Below are 15631 nucleotides of genomic sequence, written 5' to 3'. Positions count from 1 at the left end.
GTTCAGTCCTTTGCGTTGCTGATCAGGAAATCGGCGATCTGCATGGCCAGCGCCTGCGGCGTGTTGCCGACCGTCTCCAGATGCAGTTCCGGGTTTTCCGGGATTTCGTAAGGTGAATCAAGGCCGGTGAAATTGTTGATCTCGCCGGCCAAAGCCTTCTTGTAGAGACCCTTCGGGTCGCGGCGGGCGCATTCCTCAAACGGCGTGTCGATGAACACCTCGATGAATTCGCCGGGCTCCATCAGGTCGCGCGCCAGGCGGCGTTCGGACCTGAAGGGCGAGATGAACGAGACCAGCACGATCAGGCCGGCATCGGCCATCAACTTGGCGACTTCGGCGACGCGGCGGATGTTTTCAACGCGATCGACGTCGGTGAAGCCGAGGTCGCGGTTCAGCCCGTGGCGGACATTGTCGCCGTCGAGCATATAGGTGTGCTTGCCTTCGGCATGCAGCAGCTTTTCGAGGTTGTTGGCAACCGACGACTTGCCCGATCCGGACAGGCCGGTGAACCAGACCACGCCGGCGCGCTGATGCTTCAATTCGGCGCGTGACTTGCGGTTGATGTCCAGCGCCTGCCAATGAACGTTGTCGGCGCGGCGCAGCGGATGATCGATCATGCCGGCGCCGACGGTCGCATCGGTGAAACGGTCGATCAGCACAAAATTGCCGGTAATGCGGTTGTCGGCATAATTGTCGAAGGCAATCGGCGTCTGGGTCGAGATATTGCAGACCCCGACTTCGTTCATATGCAAGGACTTGGCGGCCATCTGGGCGAAGGTGTTGACGTCGACGCTGTGCTTGAGCGACGTGACGGTGGCGGCAACGCTGTCGGTCTCGGTGCGCAGCACATAGCTGCGGCCCGGCATCAGCGCGTTGGCATCGAACCAGATGACATGGGCCTGGAACTGGTCGGCGATATGCGGCCGGTTGTCAGGGGCCACCAGCATATTGCCGCGCGACACGTCGATCTGGTCTTCTAGAACGATGGTGACCGCCTGGCCTTCGACCGCGGTTGCAAGAGAGCCGTCCTGGGTAACGATATCCTTGATCTTCGACAGCTGGCCGGATTTGGCCACCGTCACCGCATCGCCGATCGAAATAGAGCCTGAGGCGACCTGGCCGGCAAAACCGCGGAAATCGAGATTGGGACGGCTGACCAGCTGCACCGGGAAGCGGAACGGCTTGTCGATATAGAGGTTCTCGATCGGCACGGTTTCCAGATGTTCAAGCAGCGCCGGGCCGGTATACCAGGGCATCTTGGCCGAGCGGCTGGAGACATTGTCGCCGAAGCGGGCCGAGAGCGGGATCGGCTGCACCGAGGTGAAGCCGAGATCCTTGGCGAAGTCCATGTAGTCGGCGACGATCTGGTCGAAGACCGTCTGGTCATGGCCGACCAGGTCGATCTTGTTGACCGCCAGAACGATGTGGCGAATGCCGAGCAGCGAGGCGATGAAGGAGTGACGGCGCGTCTGGCGCAGGATCCCCTGGCGGCTGTCGACCAGCACAATGGCGAGATCGGCGGTGGAGGCGCCGGTGGCCATGTTGCGGGTATATTCCTCATGGCCGGGTGTGTCGGCGACGATGAACTTGCGCTTGGCCGTGGCGAAGAAACGATAGGCGACATCGATGGTGATGCCCTGTTCGCGCTCGGCCTCGAGGCCATCGACCAGCAGGGCGAAATCGATGTCCTCGCCATTGGTGCCGTGTTTCAGGCTGTCGCGCTCCAGCGCTGCCAGCTGGTCCTCGAAGATCAGCTTGGTATCGTAGAGCAGGCGGCCGATCAGCGTCGACTTGCCGTCATCGACGGAGCCGCAGGTCAGGAAGCGCAGGAGAGACTTGTTTTCCTGCTCGTGCAGGTACTCGACGACGCTCCTGGGGAATTCGGTCTTGGTCATGGTATCCATCAGAAATAGCCCTCGCGCTTCTTCCTCTCCATCGAACCGGCTTCATCCTTGTCGATCATGCGGCCCTGGCGCTCCGAGGTGCGGGCGGTCAGCATTTCGCGCACGATGTCTTCCAGCGTCGCTGCATCCGATTCGATGGCGCCAGTCAGGGGATAACAGCCGAGCGTGCGGAAACGCACCAGGCGTTCCTTGACCTTGTCGTTTTCGGTCAGCGGCATGCGCTCGTCATCGACCATGATCAGCATGCCGTCGCGCTCGACCACCGGCCGCCTGGCGGCAAAGTAGAGCGGCACGATCGGGATGTCCTCCTTCAGAATGTATTGCCAGATGTCGAGCTCGGTCCAGTTGGACAGCGGGAAGACGCGGATCGATTCGCCGGGACCGACGCGGGTATTGTAGGTCTTCCACATTTCCGGGCGCTGGTTCTTCGGATCCCAGGCGTGCTGGGCATTGCGGAAGGAAAAGATGCGCTCCTTGGCGCGGCTCTTTTCCTCGTCGCGCCGTGCCCCGCCGAAGGCTGCATCGAAACCATAGTGATCGAGCGCCTGGCGAAGCCCGAGCGTCTTCATCACATGGGTATGCACGCTCGACCCATGAGTGAACGGGCCGACATTCTGCGCGATGCCGTCGGGATTGACATGGACCAGCAGGTCGAAGCCGAGCGTTTTGGCCATCCGGTCGCGAAAGGCGATCATCTCGCGGAATTTCCAGGTGGTATCGACATGCAGCAAGGGGAAGGGCGGCTTGGCCGGATAAAAGGCCTTCATCGCCAAATGCAGCATGACGGAGGAATCCTTGCCGACGGAATAGAGCATGACCGGCTTGGCAAACGTGGCGGCTACCTCGCGGAAGATATGAATGGCTTCCGCTTCGAGACGCTGCAGATGGGTTAGGGGCATTGGATGTTCTTTCGACGCATGGTGTCACATCACAGTCGCACCCATAGCTTTCACGGAGCTTGGGTGCGCGTCGTTTCGCCCGCTAAAGATTGGCCTATGGCTCCGGCTTCTGGCCGGTCGCTGCCCGCATCGACTGCAGGCGCTTCAAGTGAGCTTAAGGGCCGACGGTGTCAGGTCTTGACCATCTTCACGGCTTGTCTTGAGAGACATCATCACCTCAAGCGCTTCCTCGATCTCGATCGTACGATTCTCGATGGGGTGAAAGTACCGGGGATAGAGAATATAGGCTGCCGCGAAGACGTTGAGGACCGAGAGCGTCCTGGTTCGGCGCGGATTGGGCTGCCGCGCATCGGTCAATCCCCAGCCGGCATAGAACGGGCAGCCCAAGGTGGTCACCGGAATGCCCCGCAAAAGAGCCTCGAAACCGCCGAGCGATGTAATGGTGTAGACGTGATCGATCGTCTCGAGGGATTGGCTGAAGGGAATGCGGTCGAGAACGACGGTCGCAATGTCCGCCACTTCATTCGGGTCCGACAGCATCTTGCGACTGCCATAGATCGTGTCGGGATGGGGTTTGTAGATGATCTGCGCGTCTGGGTTCTCCGCATGGGCCAGTCGCACCAGGTCATTGTTGTTTATCTTTTGATCGCAGCCATATCGGATCGACGCATCGTCCTCGACCTGGCCGATGACGAGAATTCGCTTGGCTTTCTTCTCGCCGTAAAGGGCGGCGATATCGATGTTTTCGGCAAAATTATATTTGCTCAGCCCGGACTTCAGGAACGTTGCGGCGCACTCCTCGGCCCGTCGCATCAGTTCGACATCATTGTCGAAGTCGTAGTTTTGCAGCAGCGTCTCAAGATCCGATGGCGTCCGCGCGTCAAAGTAGAGCCCCTGACGATCGAAGCAGAGAGACAGGGGTTGCTGGCGCTCGTTGCCAAGGCCGGTGCTGCGAATAAAGCCATCCTCGCAGTAGATCACCGGGATGGAGTTTTCGCGCGCGAAGTCATAGACCCATTTGTCTGCCCGATATCCCCAGGAGAGAATTTCCGAGCGTGAATCGGCCAGCAGCCTGCGCCGGAAGTGTTGGTCGAACATTTTACGATCAACCCGCATGCCCATGATGAGCAATGTTCTGTCGGGAAACCATTTTTTCAGGAACAGCTTGCGGTCATCGAAAAAGAAGGCAAACAGCGGAGGGCTGGGAAAGCCCCCGGATGACCCCTTGCCCATGTATTCTCTGAGGCTGTCAGGAATGGCGCGAAGGTGGCTTTTTCCTGTAAACGGGCGGGCAAGGCGTTTGGCGATTCTTGTTAAATTGCTTTGTATGGTCATTTATCTGCCGTTTTCCTAGGTGTCAGTTTATTGGTCTCAGCCATCACTGGGCGACGTGTTCGTCGTCGCGCTAACGCCCGGTCGTTAAATTTGTTCGGTCCAGCCATCGCACCTGATCGGACGTTCTTGCCAATGCCGCCACAGGCGATTCAAGCAAGATGTGAGCGTTGTCATAGCCGTATATCTATTTACATGAATATGAAAAACGCATTCCACTTTTTTCGAGCCTCGCGAAGTCGCATCGTGCTATCGAAGACCGGCTGTCAGCATCCAGAGCCGTCTGGCCGCCGGTGAAGTAAGAGTCTCGCAGTGCTTCTGTCACCAATCCCGGAAGGCCGTAAAGCGGTGGCTATCAGCTGCTTTCTCATACAAAAATGGTCAATTGTGTGGCGGACCATACGGTTTGCCAGAGGTAGACTTTCGTTTCGCTGGTTGATATCAGGTGAGCCCCTCATGAGGGTGATATGCGATGAAAATCCACCTCTTAGTTCCAGATGTCGCATAGCGGAATAAAATCCCGGAGCCAGGTGACTAATGCAAAGTATTAAAAGAATAGTGACAATGGCGGTTCGTTATTGTTCGGCGCTCTTCCGGCTAGGATCCACAGCCAAATCAAACAATTCCGAAGCCAAGGCTAACCTTTTTAAGGGGTGGGCGGTTGCCACAAACCCGATCGACCAAATCGACGACGGCGCGACAAAAATCGCCTATGTGCGCTGGATCCCGGAACACAGCGATGTTCTGATTGCCAGGATCATCGGCGCAACGCCCCTGTTCGATTTCGTGGATCTCGATGCGTTTCGGGGGCAGGATGGGCCGGCTCTGCGTAGAGAACTGACGCAAGCGTCGGAGCGGGAGCCGGTTCGGTATCGTCGGATTCTGCTGCAGAAGATTCTGGCACTGCGTTCGAGCGGCGTTAAGGCTGTTGTCCTGACGCTTGACTGGACAGCGCCATTGCGGGAGATCGTGTTTGCCTGCCGCAGTGTCGGCATCACGACGATCCTCGTGCCCCATGAGAGTGTCTTTTCGACGCCCGATACGTATTATGTTCAAAAGCGACGCAAGACCAATGCGCCGATGACGGACTACGTGCTGTGTTGGGGCGGACTGCAGGAGCAGATTTTTCTCAATCGAGGCTATCCGAGTGATCGTCTGATCAAGGTCGGATCGCCGAAGCTTGATTTTGACGTGACATACGAGCCGATCCTGTCGAATTCCCAGTATCGGGAGATTTTCGGGCTGGGTGAAGGTGGAAAAATCATCGTCTTTGCCATGCAGCCAATGGACAATTACGATAGCAAGCGCTCGGCGCGGGAGGATCAGGCAAGAGCGATATCCGACGTTCTGGCCTATTGCGAAGAGCGGGGACACCAGCTTGTCGTCAGGACCCCGCCGTCCAGAGACGAAGTCATTCCGACGTTCCTTTCACAGAAGCTCAACAGTTCGCCCAACATCGCCGTCGATATTGCCGGGGAGTATGTGCTGACGCCGGAAGAGACCATTGCCCATGCCGATCTCGTGGTATCGGTGAACAGCACCATGCTGTTCGAAGCCCGCTTGATGGGCAAGCCAAGCATCGGCATGCGCTATATTGACCTGCCCAGCATTTGGTCCGAAGCCGGCATTCCCATGGTTCTGTCGCGCCTCGAGTTTTCCATGGTAGCCGACAAGGCTCTTGCGGCGGACGGAGGCTCTGTTCCAAAGGCCAGCGAGTGGGCCGAAGCGCAATTTTCCAATCCCGATTTCGGGTTCGACGGCAAGTCCCTGTTGCGCATTCGCGACAAGCTTGAAGCTATCGTGAAGGCGCCGGGTGCGCCGCTGGCGCTTGACGTGCGCGGTTTCGCCAATCCGGCCGTGGGGCCGGTATTTTACCCCTCGTCGGTGGTGGTGACGGACGGCCTGTTGCAGCAATATGGTGCAGAAACCCTGCAGAGCATCCTGCAGGTCGAGGCCGTTTTCAAGGCGGCGACGCCTTATAACGCCGCAGCCGGAGATCTCTTCGTGGGTTCGCCGGAAACCCTGACGGTCGAGTTCGAGAAGATGCGCAAGAGTTTGGGGCGGCCTCTGCGGGTGCTGGACGACAGCGAGATTGCCGCCCGCGCCGAGAAATTGGCACCGGCACCGGAGCGTGAGGACTAAAACACCGGATTTCGGGAAGAGGTCGCCGGCGTCGATCCAGCCGGAACGGCGCCCGCCGCCTTGCCGCGTCATGCGCTGCCTTGCCAATCCGGCGCATGTCCCAAACGCACCACTTTCCGTCCCAACCGGACTTGCCCTTTTCGCCGCATGTGCAAATGTGCGGCGAAATCTTTCTGGGGTGCTCGATGCGCTATTCCGCCTTTTCCATTTTGAAGAATGCCCTTTCCGGCAATCGCGACTGGGCGCCGATGTGGCGCGAGCCGCAGCCGAAGGCCCATTACGACGTGATCATCGTCGGCGGCGGCGGGCATGGGCTGGCGACCGCCTATTATCTGGCCAAGGAGCACGGCATCACCAATGTCGCGGTGCTGGAAAAAAGCTATCTCGGCTCCGGCAATGTCGGGCGCAACACGACGATCATCCGCTCCAACTATCTGCTGGAAGGCAATGAGCCGTTCTACGAGCTGTCGATGAAGCTCTGGGAGGGGCTGGAGCAGGATTTCAACTACAATGCCATGGTCAGCCAGCGCGGCATCGTCAACCTGTTCCATTCCGATGGCCAGCGCGATGCGGCGGCCCGGCGCGGCAATGCCATGAAGATGCACGGCGTCGATGCCGAGCTGCTCGACCGCGAGCAGGTCCGCAAGATGATGCCGTACTTGAATTTCGACCATGCCCGCTTTCCGATCTTCGGCGGTCTTCTGCAGAAGCGGGCCGGCACGGCGCGCCATGATGCGGTGGCCTGGGGCTATGGCCGCGGTGCCGACAGCCGCGGCGTCGACCTGATCCAGCAATGCGAGGTGACCGGCATCCGCCGCGACGAGGCCGGCAAGGTTGTCGGCGTCGAGACCTCGAAGGGTTTTATCGGCTGCAACCGGCTGGCGCTGGCCACCGCCGGCCATACATCGGTCACCGGCCGGATGGCCGGCCTCGAGCTGCCGATCGAGACCCATGTGCTGCAGGCCTTCGTGTCGGAGGGCATCAAGCCTGTGATCGACAATGTCATCACCTATGGGGCCGGACATTTCTACATTTCGCAGTCCGACAAGGGCGGCTTGGTGTTCGGCGCCGATATCGATTATTATTCGTCCTATGCGCAGCGCGGCAATCTGGCGACCGTCGAGCATACGATCGAGGAGGGCGTGTCGCTGATCCCCGGTCTGTCGCGTCTCAGGGTGCTGCGCGCCTGGGGTGGGGTGATGGACATGTCGATGGACGGCTCGCCGATCATCGACCGCACGCCGATCGACAATCTCTACCTGAATTGCGGCTGGTGTTACGGCGGCTTCAAGGCGACGCCGGCCTCCGGTTTCTGCTTTGCCCATCTGATTGCCAAGAACGAGCCCCATCCCGTCGCCCGCCTGCTCCGGCTTGATCGCTTCCGCCGCGGCTTTGCCGTGGACGAAGGCGGCAAGGGCCCGCAACCCAATTTGCATTGAGATCCTGTCATGGCCAGCCTGATATCCTGCCCCCATTGCGGCGCCCGTCCCAAGGAAGAGTTCTCCATTCGCGGCGATGCGACGCTCACGCGCCCGGCGCCCGGCGCCTCGGAAGACGCCTGGCATGCCTATGTCTTCGTGCGGGACAATCCCAAGGGACGTATCTCGGAATATTGGCATCATACGCTCGGCTGCCGGCGCTGGCTGGTGGTCGAGCGCGACAATGCTGCAAGCCATGAGGTCTATGCGGTGACCGATGCGGCGGTGAAGGCCAGGGAGGTGGCGCGATGACCGGTTTCCGTCTCAATTCCGGCGGTCTGGTCAATCGCGGCCGTGCCCTGTCCTTTACGTTCGACGGTCGCGAGATGACCGGATTCGAGGGCGATACGCTGGCCTCGGCGCTGATTGCCAATGACCAGCTGCTGGTGGCCCGCTCGTTCAAGTATCACCGGCCGCGCGGCATTGTGACGGCTTCGTCCGCCGAGCCGAATGCGCTGCTGACCATCGGCTCGGGCGCCCGCAGCGAGCCGAACACGCGCGCCACGGCGGCCGAGCTTTATCACGGGCTGATGGCTGCCAGCCAAAACCGCTGGCCGTCGCTCCAATACGATATCGGCGCGGTCAACAGCCTGCTGTCGCCGTTTCTCGGTGCCGGTTTCTACTACAAGACCTTCATGTGGCCGGCCGCTTTCTGGGAGAAAGTGTACGAGCCGATCATCCGTCGCGCCGCCGGTCTCGGCAAGGCGGTGATGGAGGCCGATCCCGATCGCTATGAAAAGGCCTGGGGCCATTGTGACCTGCTGGTCATCGGCGCCGGTCCGACCGGCCTGATGGCGGCGCGGGCGGCCGGCCGCGCCGGTCTGCGGGTGATCCTCGCCGACGAGAGCTTTCGTCTCGGCGGCTCGCTGCTGTCGGAACGGGTTTCGGTCGGCGGCATGGCGGCCGCCGCGTTTGCCGATCAGGTGGTGGCGGAGCTGAAAAGCCTGCCGAATGTCACGCTGATGCCGCGCACCACCGTGTTCGGCTGGTATGACGACAATGTCTTTGGCGCGGTCGAAAAGGTCCAGAAGCATGTGGCGCTGCCGTCCGCCGACCTGCCGGTCGAGCGGCTGTGGCGCATCGTCGCCAAGCGGGCGATCCTGGCATCGGGCTCGGAAGAACGGCCGCTGGTGTTCGGCGGCAATGACAAGCCGGGTGTGATGACGTCAGGTGCGGTGCGCAGCTATCTCAATCGTTATGGCGTGGCGGCGGGCCAGACGGTTGCCGTCTTCACCAATGGCGGCGCCGGATATCGCACGGCGGCTGACTTGAGCGCTGCCGGCGTCGAAGTTACGGCGATCATCGACAGCCGCGCCGGCTCAAACGATGCCGGGCCGCAGGGCGTGCGGGTCATTCGCGGCGGTTCGGTCACCAAGACGACGGGCCGGCTCAGGCTGTCCGGCCTGATTGCCGGGCGCTCCGGTCTGGAAGAAACCATCGCCTGCGACGCGCTGGCGATGTCGGGCGGGTTCAGCCCGATCATACATCTCGCCTGCCAGCGCGGCGCCAAGCCGGTGTGGTCGGACGACCATCAGGCCTTCCTGGCGCCGGATGTCGGCGGACACTTCGTGCCGGCTGGTGCGGCTGCCGGGTTTGCCGCGCTGTCTGACTGCCTGAAGGACGGCGCCACCAAGGGCCATGCGGCGATTGCCGCTCTCGGACGCCTGGTCGGCGATATCGATCTGCCGGAGGTCGAGGGCGACTATGACGCCTCGTTTGCGCCGCTGTGGTATGTGCCGGGCGCCAAGGACAAGGCGTTCACCGATTTCCAGAACGATGTGCATGTCAAGGATCTCGCTTTGTCGCAGCGCGAGGCCATGGGCCATGTCGAGCATACCAAGCGTTATACCACCGGTGGCATGGCGACCGACCAGGGCAAGCTCGGCAATGTCAATGCCGCCGGCATCATTGCCGGCATGCGCGGTGTGTCGCCGGCCGAGATCGGCACCACGACCTTCCGGCCGTTCTATACGCCGGTGTCGTTCGGGGCGATGGCCGGCACCAGCCGGGCCGAGCATTCGCGGCCCGTGCGCCAGTCGCCGCTGCATGGTTGGGCCAAGAAGAACGGCGCCGTCTTTGTCGAGACGGGCCTCTGGTATCGTTCTTCCTGGTTCCCGAGAGAGGGCGAGAAGACTTGGCGCGAGAGCGTCGACCGCGAAGTGCTGAATGTGCGCAAGAATGCCGGGCTCTGCGATGTCTCGACGCTCGGCAAGATCGAGGTGTTAGGCAAGGATGCCGCCGAATTCCTCAACCGGCTCTATTCCAACGCTTTCCTGAAACTGCCGGTCGGCAGGGCGCGTTACGGGCTGATGCTGCGCGAAGACGGCATGGTCTATGACGATGGCACGACCAGCCGGCTCGCCGACCAGCATTTCTTCGTCACCACCACCACGGCCTATGCCGGCGAGGTGATGACCCATATGGAATTTGCCGCGCAGGCGCTGTGGCCGGATCTCGACGTGCGCTTCGTCTCGTCCTCGGATCAGTGGGCGCAGATGTCGCTGGCCGGGCCGAAGGCGCGGACGATCCTGCAGCCGCTGATCGAAGACGACATTTCCAACGAGGCCTTCCCTTTCTTGTCGGCCCGTGCCGTGACGCTGAAAGGCGGGCTGAAGGCGCGGCTGTTCCGCATCTCGTTTTCCGGCGAACTGGCCTTCGAGCTGGCGGTTCCGGCCGGCTACGGCGAGGCGGTTGCCGATCAGATCATGGAGGCCGGCAAGGCGCATGGCATCTGCGCCTATGGCGTCGAGGCGCTCAACGTGCTGCGCATCGAGAAGGGCCATGTCACCCACAACGAGCTGGACGGCCGCACCACGCCGGACGATGTGGGCCTGGGAAAAATGTTCTCGACCCAGAAGCCCGATTTCATCGGCAAGCGCCTGTCGAGCCGGTTTGGCCTGACGGCCGCCGACCGGCCGCAGCTGGTGGGCCTGAAGCCGATCGAAAAGGACAAGGAAATCAAGGCCGGCGCCCATCTGTTGAAAGAAAACGCCAAGCCGTCGATGACCAATGACCAGGGCCATGTCTCCTCGGTCTGCTATTCGCCGGTGCTCGGCCAGTATATCGCGCTGGCCTTCCTGAAATCGGGCCGCGAGCGGCTCGGCGAGCGGGTGGTGGTCTGGGATGGACTGCGCGGAACGGAAGTGCTGGCGGAAGTCTGCAGCCCGGTCTTCGTCGATCCCGACAATATCCAGCTGCATCTTTGAGAGGAGAGGGCGCGATGACCTTCATCTACAGACACCCGCTCGAAGACTTCATCACCGGTTTCGAGGCCGAGCCCAATCCGCATCATCTTGATGTGCTGAAACGTCCGACAGTGATCTCGGTCATGGTCCATGCCGGTTTCGAGGCCGACGTGGCCAAGGCTTTGCAGGCCCTGCCGGATGTCTCCTGCCGGTTTGCCGGTCCTGGCGAATGGCTGCTGGTCTCCGGCACATCAGGTGCCGACAGCCTGCTGCGCGATGTGGCGGCCCTGGGGCCTGAAAAGGTCTCGGCGCTCGACCAGAGCGATGGCCGCGTGGTGCTGCGGATCGTCGGGCCGCGGGTGCGGCAGATCCTGGCGAAATGCCTGGCGCTCGACCTGCATCCGGACGAATTTGCGATCGGCCGGGCCACCAATGCGCAGTGCTGCCATGTCGCCGCCAACCTCGCCCGCACGGCCGAGCATACGTTCGAGATCGTGGTGATGCGCTCCACTGCCGGCTTCGTCTTCGAGGAACTGGTGGAGATGGGCCGCGAATGTGCCATGACGACGAGGTTCGCGCACTGATTGCAACAGACCTATCCCTCTGATATTCAACCCAGATTTATTTTGTTAGCACTGGATCTTTTTCGTCCCGTACCCGTTTCCTTTGCACGTATATTTTTATACGCGAATGTTCCACCGGTTGGACGGGTATGAGTGCGCATGGATAAGATCGGGACCGGCAACGAAGGTGATATGGCTGAACGGGGCTCACAGGCGGTCGATTACGATACCAACAGCGCTGCCTTCTCAGAGGCTGCCGATCCAGCGACACGCGGACGAGCGGCCCTGCATGAAATCCTGATGGGGTTCGCGCTGGTCTTATGTTCGCCACGCCAGCTGCAAGTGACACGTCAGGCGATTTCCCAAGCTGACAGTACGCCGGATGGTCCACTTCTGTTGCACGGCGATTGGGAGCAAAAAGCGCATGATGCCGTCGTTCACGTGCTTGCTCTAAACCCTGAGATAATGCCCGGCCCCGTCAGGGATGCGTCATCGATCGCGACCGCTCTCATCGGGGCTGCGACCGGCGGCCTGCAGATCGCCGCACTGATCGGCCATACGGATCCGGATAAAGTGCTGCAAACCTTGGATGAGCGTATTGCCGATGCGCTGACCCTCGTCCTGGGGCCGGACCGGAGCGAGGTTGTCGTGCCGATGACCCGGTCGAGAGCCTTTTGATAGGCGCCTGTGCCGGAACTGTTCTGACGATCTGAGGTGCGGACGGGCCGCAGCAGCCGGGGTCGGCCGCTGCGGCAGTCCTGATCAGGGCTGCTCGGTCGCCAAAACGGCCTGACGATCGAAGCTGGTAAGGGCCACAAGTGCCGCCAGCAGGGCGAAGCCGGCGATGATAGCGACCATCGGGATGGCGCTGCCGTCTTCGAAGATGCCGATCAGAAAACTTCCCAAGGCACCCGCCCCGAAGCCAAGCCCGCCCATCAGCGCCGCGGCCGTTCCGGCAATCGCGCCATGGGCTTCCATGCTCAAGAGATTGCAGGACGGCATGATGGCGCCAAGGGCGGAGATGATCAAGAAGAGCAACAGGCAGACCTGCCAGAGGCCGGACAATCCGCTCATTTCCAGTGCCAGCAGCAGGACGGCGGCCGAGGCGTAGACCAGGGTCGCTGTCTTGACGATGGTCTTTGCGCCGAACCGCTTCATCTGGCTGGCGGCGACCTGCGTGCCGATGCCAAGACCCACGGCGTTGACCCCGAAAATGATCGAATAGACCAGCGGCGACAGGCCGTAGATGTTGATCATCACGAAGGACGAGCCGGTGATATAGGCGAAGAAGCCACCCTGGGTGAGGGCGAGCGTCCCGGCAAACGGGACGAAGCTGCCGCTGACCAGCAGCCGTGCATAATGCTTCAAGGCATGAGCCGGATTGCTGCCGGCGCGCAGGTCCGGCGTTCGCGTTTCCGGCAGGCGGCTGTAGATCATGGCAGCGGCGGCGAGGCTGAAGGCGGCCAGCAGCGCGAAAATGTAGCGCCACTCGGCAAATTCCAGGATGAGGCTGCCGATCAGCGGTGCGATGATCGGCGCCATGCCCAGAACCAGGACGACCAGCGACATCAGCTTTGCGGCCATGACGCCGGTGTAGAGGTCGCGGACGACGGCTGTGCTGATCACCATGCCGATCGAGCCGCCGATGCCCTGGGCGAAGCGCCAGACCAGCAACTGGTCGGCACTGGTTGCAAAGGTGCAGCCGATCGAGGCGATGAGGAAGATCGCAAGGGCCAGGTAGACCATCGGCTTGCGACCGGTGCGGTCCGAAATCGGACCGTAGAACAATTGGCCGATGGTAAAGCCCAGGAAAAAGCTCATGACGCTCATCTGGATACTGGCGGCCGGGGCGCCCAGATCGGCAGACATTTGCGGCATGGCGCTCAGGTACATATCGGTGCCGAGCGGCCCCAGGGCACAGAGCGCACCCAGGCACAGGGCGATCGGCAGTGTTTTCTTGTCCATCAAAGCATCTCTTTCTCGTGCGGACGGTTCCGCTTGCCAGACAGGAGAGGAAACGATAACGTTTCCGCTACAAAACAGGAAACGTATTCGTTTCCTCTTGTCAAGAAAAATGTCAAGGAGACGGAGTATGGACCTCGAAACCGCCCGTCAGGGTAAAGAGAGCGTATCGATCAGGCCGCCGGTCATGCCGGAGGCGGAGCGGCGGATGCTGATCATCGAGGCTGCCGAGCGGGTGTTTTCGGCGACCGGTTACGGCGATGCGACGATGGAGCAGATCGCGCGCGACTGCGGCATGGCCAAGAAATCCGTCTATCGGCTCTATCCCGACAAGCAGGCTCTGTTCACCGCCCTGATCAATAGCCACGAGTATCCGGCAATCACCCGACCGACCGATCCGGCCACGGCAACAGTGGGGCGGCAGGCGCTGCATGACCTGCTGCTGGATATTGCCCGGTTCGTGTTTTCGCCGCGGCAGCTTCGTCTGACCCGGCTGGTGATCTCGGAAGCCGGCAAATCGCCGGAACTGGCGCAGCAATTCTATGACGACTGCGTTCAGAAGACGCGCAGCTTCGTCTCCCAGGAAATCGAGCGCAATAGCGCTGTGACGATGAAGAGCCACGATCCCGGCATGATCGCCGATGTCTTCATCGGCGCAACGCTCGGCGCGCTGCAGTTCAAGGCGCTGATCAGCAAGCTCGATTGCAACGGGATCAACGACGAACTGGAGACCAGGATCGACATCGCGCTGGCGCTGATCCTCGGCCCGGCGCCGGAGCAGCCGACGATCGTTGCACGGGCAATGCACCAGCGATCCGCGTGATATCGACGCCGCTGGCTTCTTGGCACAAACGCTCGAACCCCTGTGATCTGCCGGTGCCTTCCGGCCGTAGTGCAGGGTGATCAACACGAAAGGCGTTTGATGTTTCATCTCATTTTCGGGCTGCCGTGGCTGGTGGTCGTCGTCCGGTTTATCCAGCCATTGCCCTGGAACTGGACCTTCAAGCTGGCGCTGGCGATCATGCTGCTGATTGCCTCCCAGTACCACCTGTTCAGCCGCCTTTCGTCCGGATCGGTTTTTGCGCCGGAGTTTCCGCGCCCGCTGGTCATTGGCTTCAACGTGCTGTTGGGCGCCATCCTGATGCTGGCGGTGTTCCAGATTGTGCTCGATGCGGCCTCGCTGCTGGTGATGGTCGTCAAGGGATCGTTTCCCGTTGTGCCGGTCGGGGTGCGATATGCGCTGGGCGGCGCGGCCATCGCCCTTGCGGGTCTGGGTGTCAGCCGCGCCATCATCGTGCCGCCGCTGAAAGACGTGGAAATTTCCATTCCCGGCCTTCCCCAGGAATTCGACGGCTATCGTCTCGTGCAACTGACCGACCTTCACATCAGCCGGCTTTTTCCGGCAGCGTGGACGCAGGCCGTCGTGGCGCGGACCAATGCGCTCGGGGCTGATGTGATCGTGATCACCGGAGACCTGATCGACGGCGACCTTGACCATCGCCGCGCGGATGTTGCTCCGCTATCGGGTCTGCAGGCCCCCGATGGGGTCTATACGATTCCTGGAAACCACGAATATTTCTTTGGCGTGGACAACTGGCTGCAACACTTTGCAGGCCAGAACATGCGCATTTTGGCCAATGACCATGCGATCCTGAGGCGCGACGGAGCCGAGCTGGTGCTGGCTGGTGTCACGGACCTCTCGGCGGAGCGGAGCGGCTCTCCCGCTCCGGACCTAGCTGCGGCTTTGCGTGGGACACCGGCCAATGTGCCCGTCGTGCTGCTCGATCATCAGCCGATGCTGGCGGCAAAGGCGGCGGAAGCCGGCGTCGCACTGCAGCTGTCCGGTCATACCCATGGCGGAATGATCGTCGGCCTCGATCGGATGGTGGCTAGAGCGAACAACGGCTTCGTGTCCGGTCTCTACCGGGTCGGGGCCATGCAGCTTTACGTCAACAACGGGACGGCGCTCTGGCCGGGCTTTGCTCTGCGGCTGGGAACGACGGCCGAGCTGACCCGCATCACGCTGCGCCGCGCCGCGCCGTGACGGTCCGCCCCGGCCGACCTGTGGCCGCGGCGCTATTCGGACAGTTTCTTTGTCTTGAGCGACATGTTTCGTCGCAGCGTGGGCTTCCGGCTTTTCCCGCGCCGCTCTAGCTTCGGGCAATC

11 protein-coding genes and 1 pseudogene are annotated in these 15631 nt (G+C 61.4%); 8 read left to right on the top strand and 4 right to left on the bottom strand.

Going from position 1 to position 15631, the window contains the following annotated elements:
- Nucleotides 1–2: 2 nt before the first annotated feature.
- The 3 genes and pseudogenes from nodQ to HGO38_RS07115 form a co-directional block, all read right to left on the bottom strand.
- A complete protein-coding gene (gene nodQ / locus HGO38_RS07125) occupies nucleotides 3–1895 on the bottom strand; it encodes a bifunctional sulfate adenylyltransferase/adenylyl-sulfate kinase NodQ (protein ID WP_250955364.1) in 1893 nt (630 codons plus the stop codon).
- Nucleotides 1896–1903: 8 nt separating this feature from the next.
- Nucleotides 1904–2806, bottom strand: a pseudogene (cysD, locus tag HGO38_RS07120) (sulfate adenylyltransferase subunit CysD); the annotation flags it as partial.
- 141 nt (nucleotides 2807–2947) lie between these two features.
- A complete protein-coding gene (locus HGO38_RS07115) occupies nucleotides 2948–4138 on the bottom strand; it encodes a capsular polysaccharide export protein, LipB/KpsS family (protein ID WP_250955195.1) in 1191 nt (396 codons plus the stop codon).
- 561 nt (nucleotides 4139–4699) lie between these two features.
- Between HGO38_RS07115 and HGO38_RS07110 the strand changes: the two genes are divergently transcribed.
- The 6 genes from HGO38_RS07110 to HGO38_RS07085 all read left to right on the top strand — a co-directional run bounded on the left by HGO38_RS07110 (nucleotide 4700) and on the right by HGO38_RS07085 (nucleotide 12181).
- Nucleotides 4700–6277 (top strand): glycosyltransferase family protein, encoded by a 1578-nt coding sequence (locus HGO38_RS07110; protein ID WP_250955194.1) that lies wholly within the window; start codon nucleotides 4700–4702, stop codon nucleotides 6275–6277.
- Between the two features lie 185 nt (nucleotides 6278–6462).
- Entirely contained in the window at nucleotides 6463–7716 is a 1254-nt protein-coding gene (locus HGO38_RS07105) for a sarcosine oxidase subunit beta family protein (protein ID WP_250955193.1), read from the top strand.
- A gap of 9 nt (nucleotides 7717–7725) precedes the next feature.
- Nucleotides 7726–8007 (top strand): sarcosine oxidase subunit delta, encoded by a 282-nt coding sequence (locus tag HGO38_RS07100; RefSeq protein ID WP_250955192.1) that lies wholly within the window; start codon nucleotides 7726–7728, stop codon nucleotides 8005–8007.
- Nucleotides 8004–10961 carry a sarcosine oxidase subunit alpha family protein gene (locus tag HGO38_RS07095; protein WP_250955191.1) on the top strand — a complete coding sequence of 986 codons (2958 nt, stop codon included), beginning with the start codon at nucleotides 8004–8006 and terminating at the stop codon, nucleotides 10959–10961. The genes HGO38_RS07100 and HGO38_RS07095 overlap by 4 nt, the downstream gene beginning before the upstream one ends.
- Before the next feature lie 14 nt (nucleotides 10962–10975).
- Nucleotides 10976–11524, top strand: coding sequence for a sarcosine oxidase subunit gamma (locus HGO38_RS07090; protein WP_250955190.1), 549 nt, complete (start codon nucleotides 10976–10978; stop codon nucleotides 11522–11524).
- Between the two features lie 138 nt (nucleotides 11525–11662).
- The gene (locus HGO38_RS07085) at nucleotides 11663–12181 is read left to right on the top strand and encodes a hypothetical protein (protein ID WP_250955189.1); all 519 of its coding nucleotides are present in this window, start codon (nucleotides 11663–11665) and stop codon (nucleotides 12179–12181) included.
- A gap of 84 nt (nucleotides 12182–12265) precedes the next feature.
- Here HGO38_RS07085 and HGO38_RS07080 read toward each other — a convergent pair whose 3' ends face one another.
- Nucleotides 12266–13468 (bottom strand): multidrug effflux MFS transporter, encoded by a 1203-nt coding sequence (locus tag HGO38_RS07080; RefSeq protein WP_250955188.1) that lies wholly within the window; start codon nucleotides 13466–13468, stop codon nucleotides 12266–12268.
- A 127-nt stretch (nucleotides 13469–13595) separates the two neighbouring features.
- Between HGO38_RS07080 and HGO38_RS07075 the strand changes: the two genes are divergently transcribed.
- Both HGO38_RS07075 and HGO38_RS07070 read left to right on the top strand, forming a co-directional pair.
- Entirely contained in the window at nucleotides 13596–14288 is a 693-nt protein-coding gene (locus HGO38_RS07075; RefSeq protein WP_250955187.1) for a TetR/AcrR family transcriptional regulator, read from the top strand.
- A gap of 99 nt (nucleotides 14289–14387) precedes the next feature.
- Nucleotides 14388–15509 carry a metallophosphoesterase gene (locus HGO38_RS07070; protein WP_250955186.1) on the top strand — a complete coding sequence of 374 codons (1122 nt, stop codon included), beginning with the start codon at nucleotides 14388–14390 and terminating at the stop codon, nucleotides 15507–15509.
- The last annotated feature ends 122 nt before the right edge of the window (nucleotides 15510–15631 follow it).

Source organism: Rhizobium sp. CG5, assembly GCF_023701945.1.
In the GTDB taxonomy this organism is placed as follows: domain Bacteria; phylum Pseudomonadota; class Alphaproteobacteria; order Rhizobiales; family Rhizobiaceae; genus Allorhizobium.
This window is presented reverse-complemented; position numbering and strand designations above follow the sequence as displayed.

What these genes read in the sequence shown, in the direction of transcription:
- HGO38_RS07070 (WP_250955186.1), top strand. Translation starts at nt 14,388, where the DNA reads ATGTTTCATCTCATTTTCGGGCTGCCGTGGCTGGTGGTCGTCGTCCGG.
- HGO38_RS07110 (WP_250955194.1), top strand. Translation starts at nt 4,700, where the DNA reads ATGGCGGTTCGTTATTGTTCGGCGCTCTTCCGGCTAGGATCCACAGCC.
- HGO38_RS07100 (WP_250955192.1), top strand. Translation starts at nt 7,726, where the DNA reads ATGGCCAGCCTGATATCCTGCCCCCATTGCGGCGCCCGTCCCAAGGAA.
- HGO38_RS07080 (WP_250955188.1), bottom strand. Translation starts at nt 13,468, where the DNA reads ATGGACAAGAAAACACTGCCGATCGCCCTGTGCCTGGGTGCGCTCTGT.
- HGO38_RS07075 (WP_250955187.1), top strand. Translation starts at nt 13,596, where the DNA reads ATGGACCTCGAAACCGCCCGTCAGGGTAAAGAGAGCGTATCGATCAGG.
- HGO38_RS07085 (WP_250955189.1), top strand. Translation starts at nt 11,663, where the DNA reads ATGGATAAGATCGGGACCGGCAACGAAGGTGATATGGCTGAACGGGGC.
- HGO38_RS07090 (WP_250955190.1), top strand. Translation starts at nt 10,976, where the DNA reads ATGACCTTCATCTACAGACACCCGCTCGAAGACTTCATCACCGGTTTC.
- HGO38_RS07105 (WP_250955193.1), top strand. Translation starts at nt 6,463, where the DNA reads ATGCGCTATTCCGCCTTTTCCATTTTGAAGAATGCCCTTTCCGGCAAT.
- nodQ (WP_250955364.1), bottom strand. Translation starts at nt 1,895, where the DNA reads ATGACCAAGACCGAATTCCCCAGGAGCGTCGTCGAGTACCTGCACGAG.
- HGO38_RS07115 (WP_250955195.1), bottom strand. Translation starts at nt 4,138, where the DNA reads ATGACCATACAAAGCAATTTAACAAGAATCGCCAAACGCCTTGCCCGC.
- HGO38_RS07095 (WP_250955191.1), top strand. Translation starts at nt 8,004, where the DNA reads ATGACCGGTTTCCGTCTCAATTCCGGCGGTCTGGTCAATCGCGGCCGT.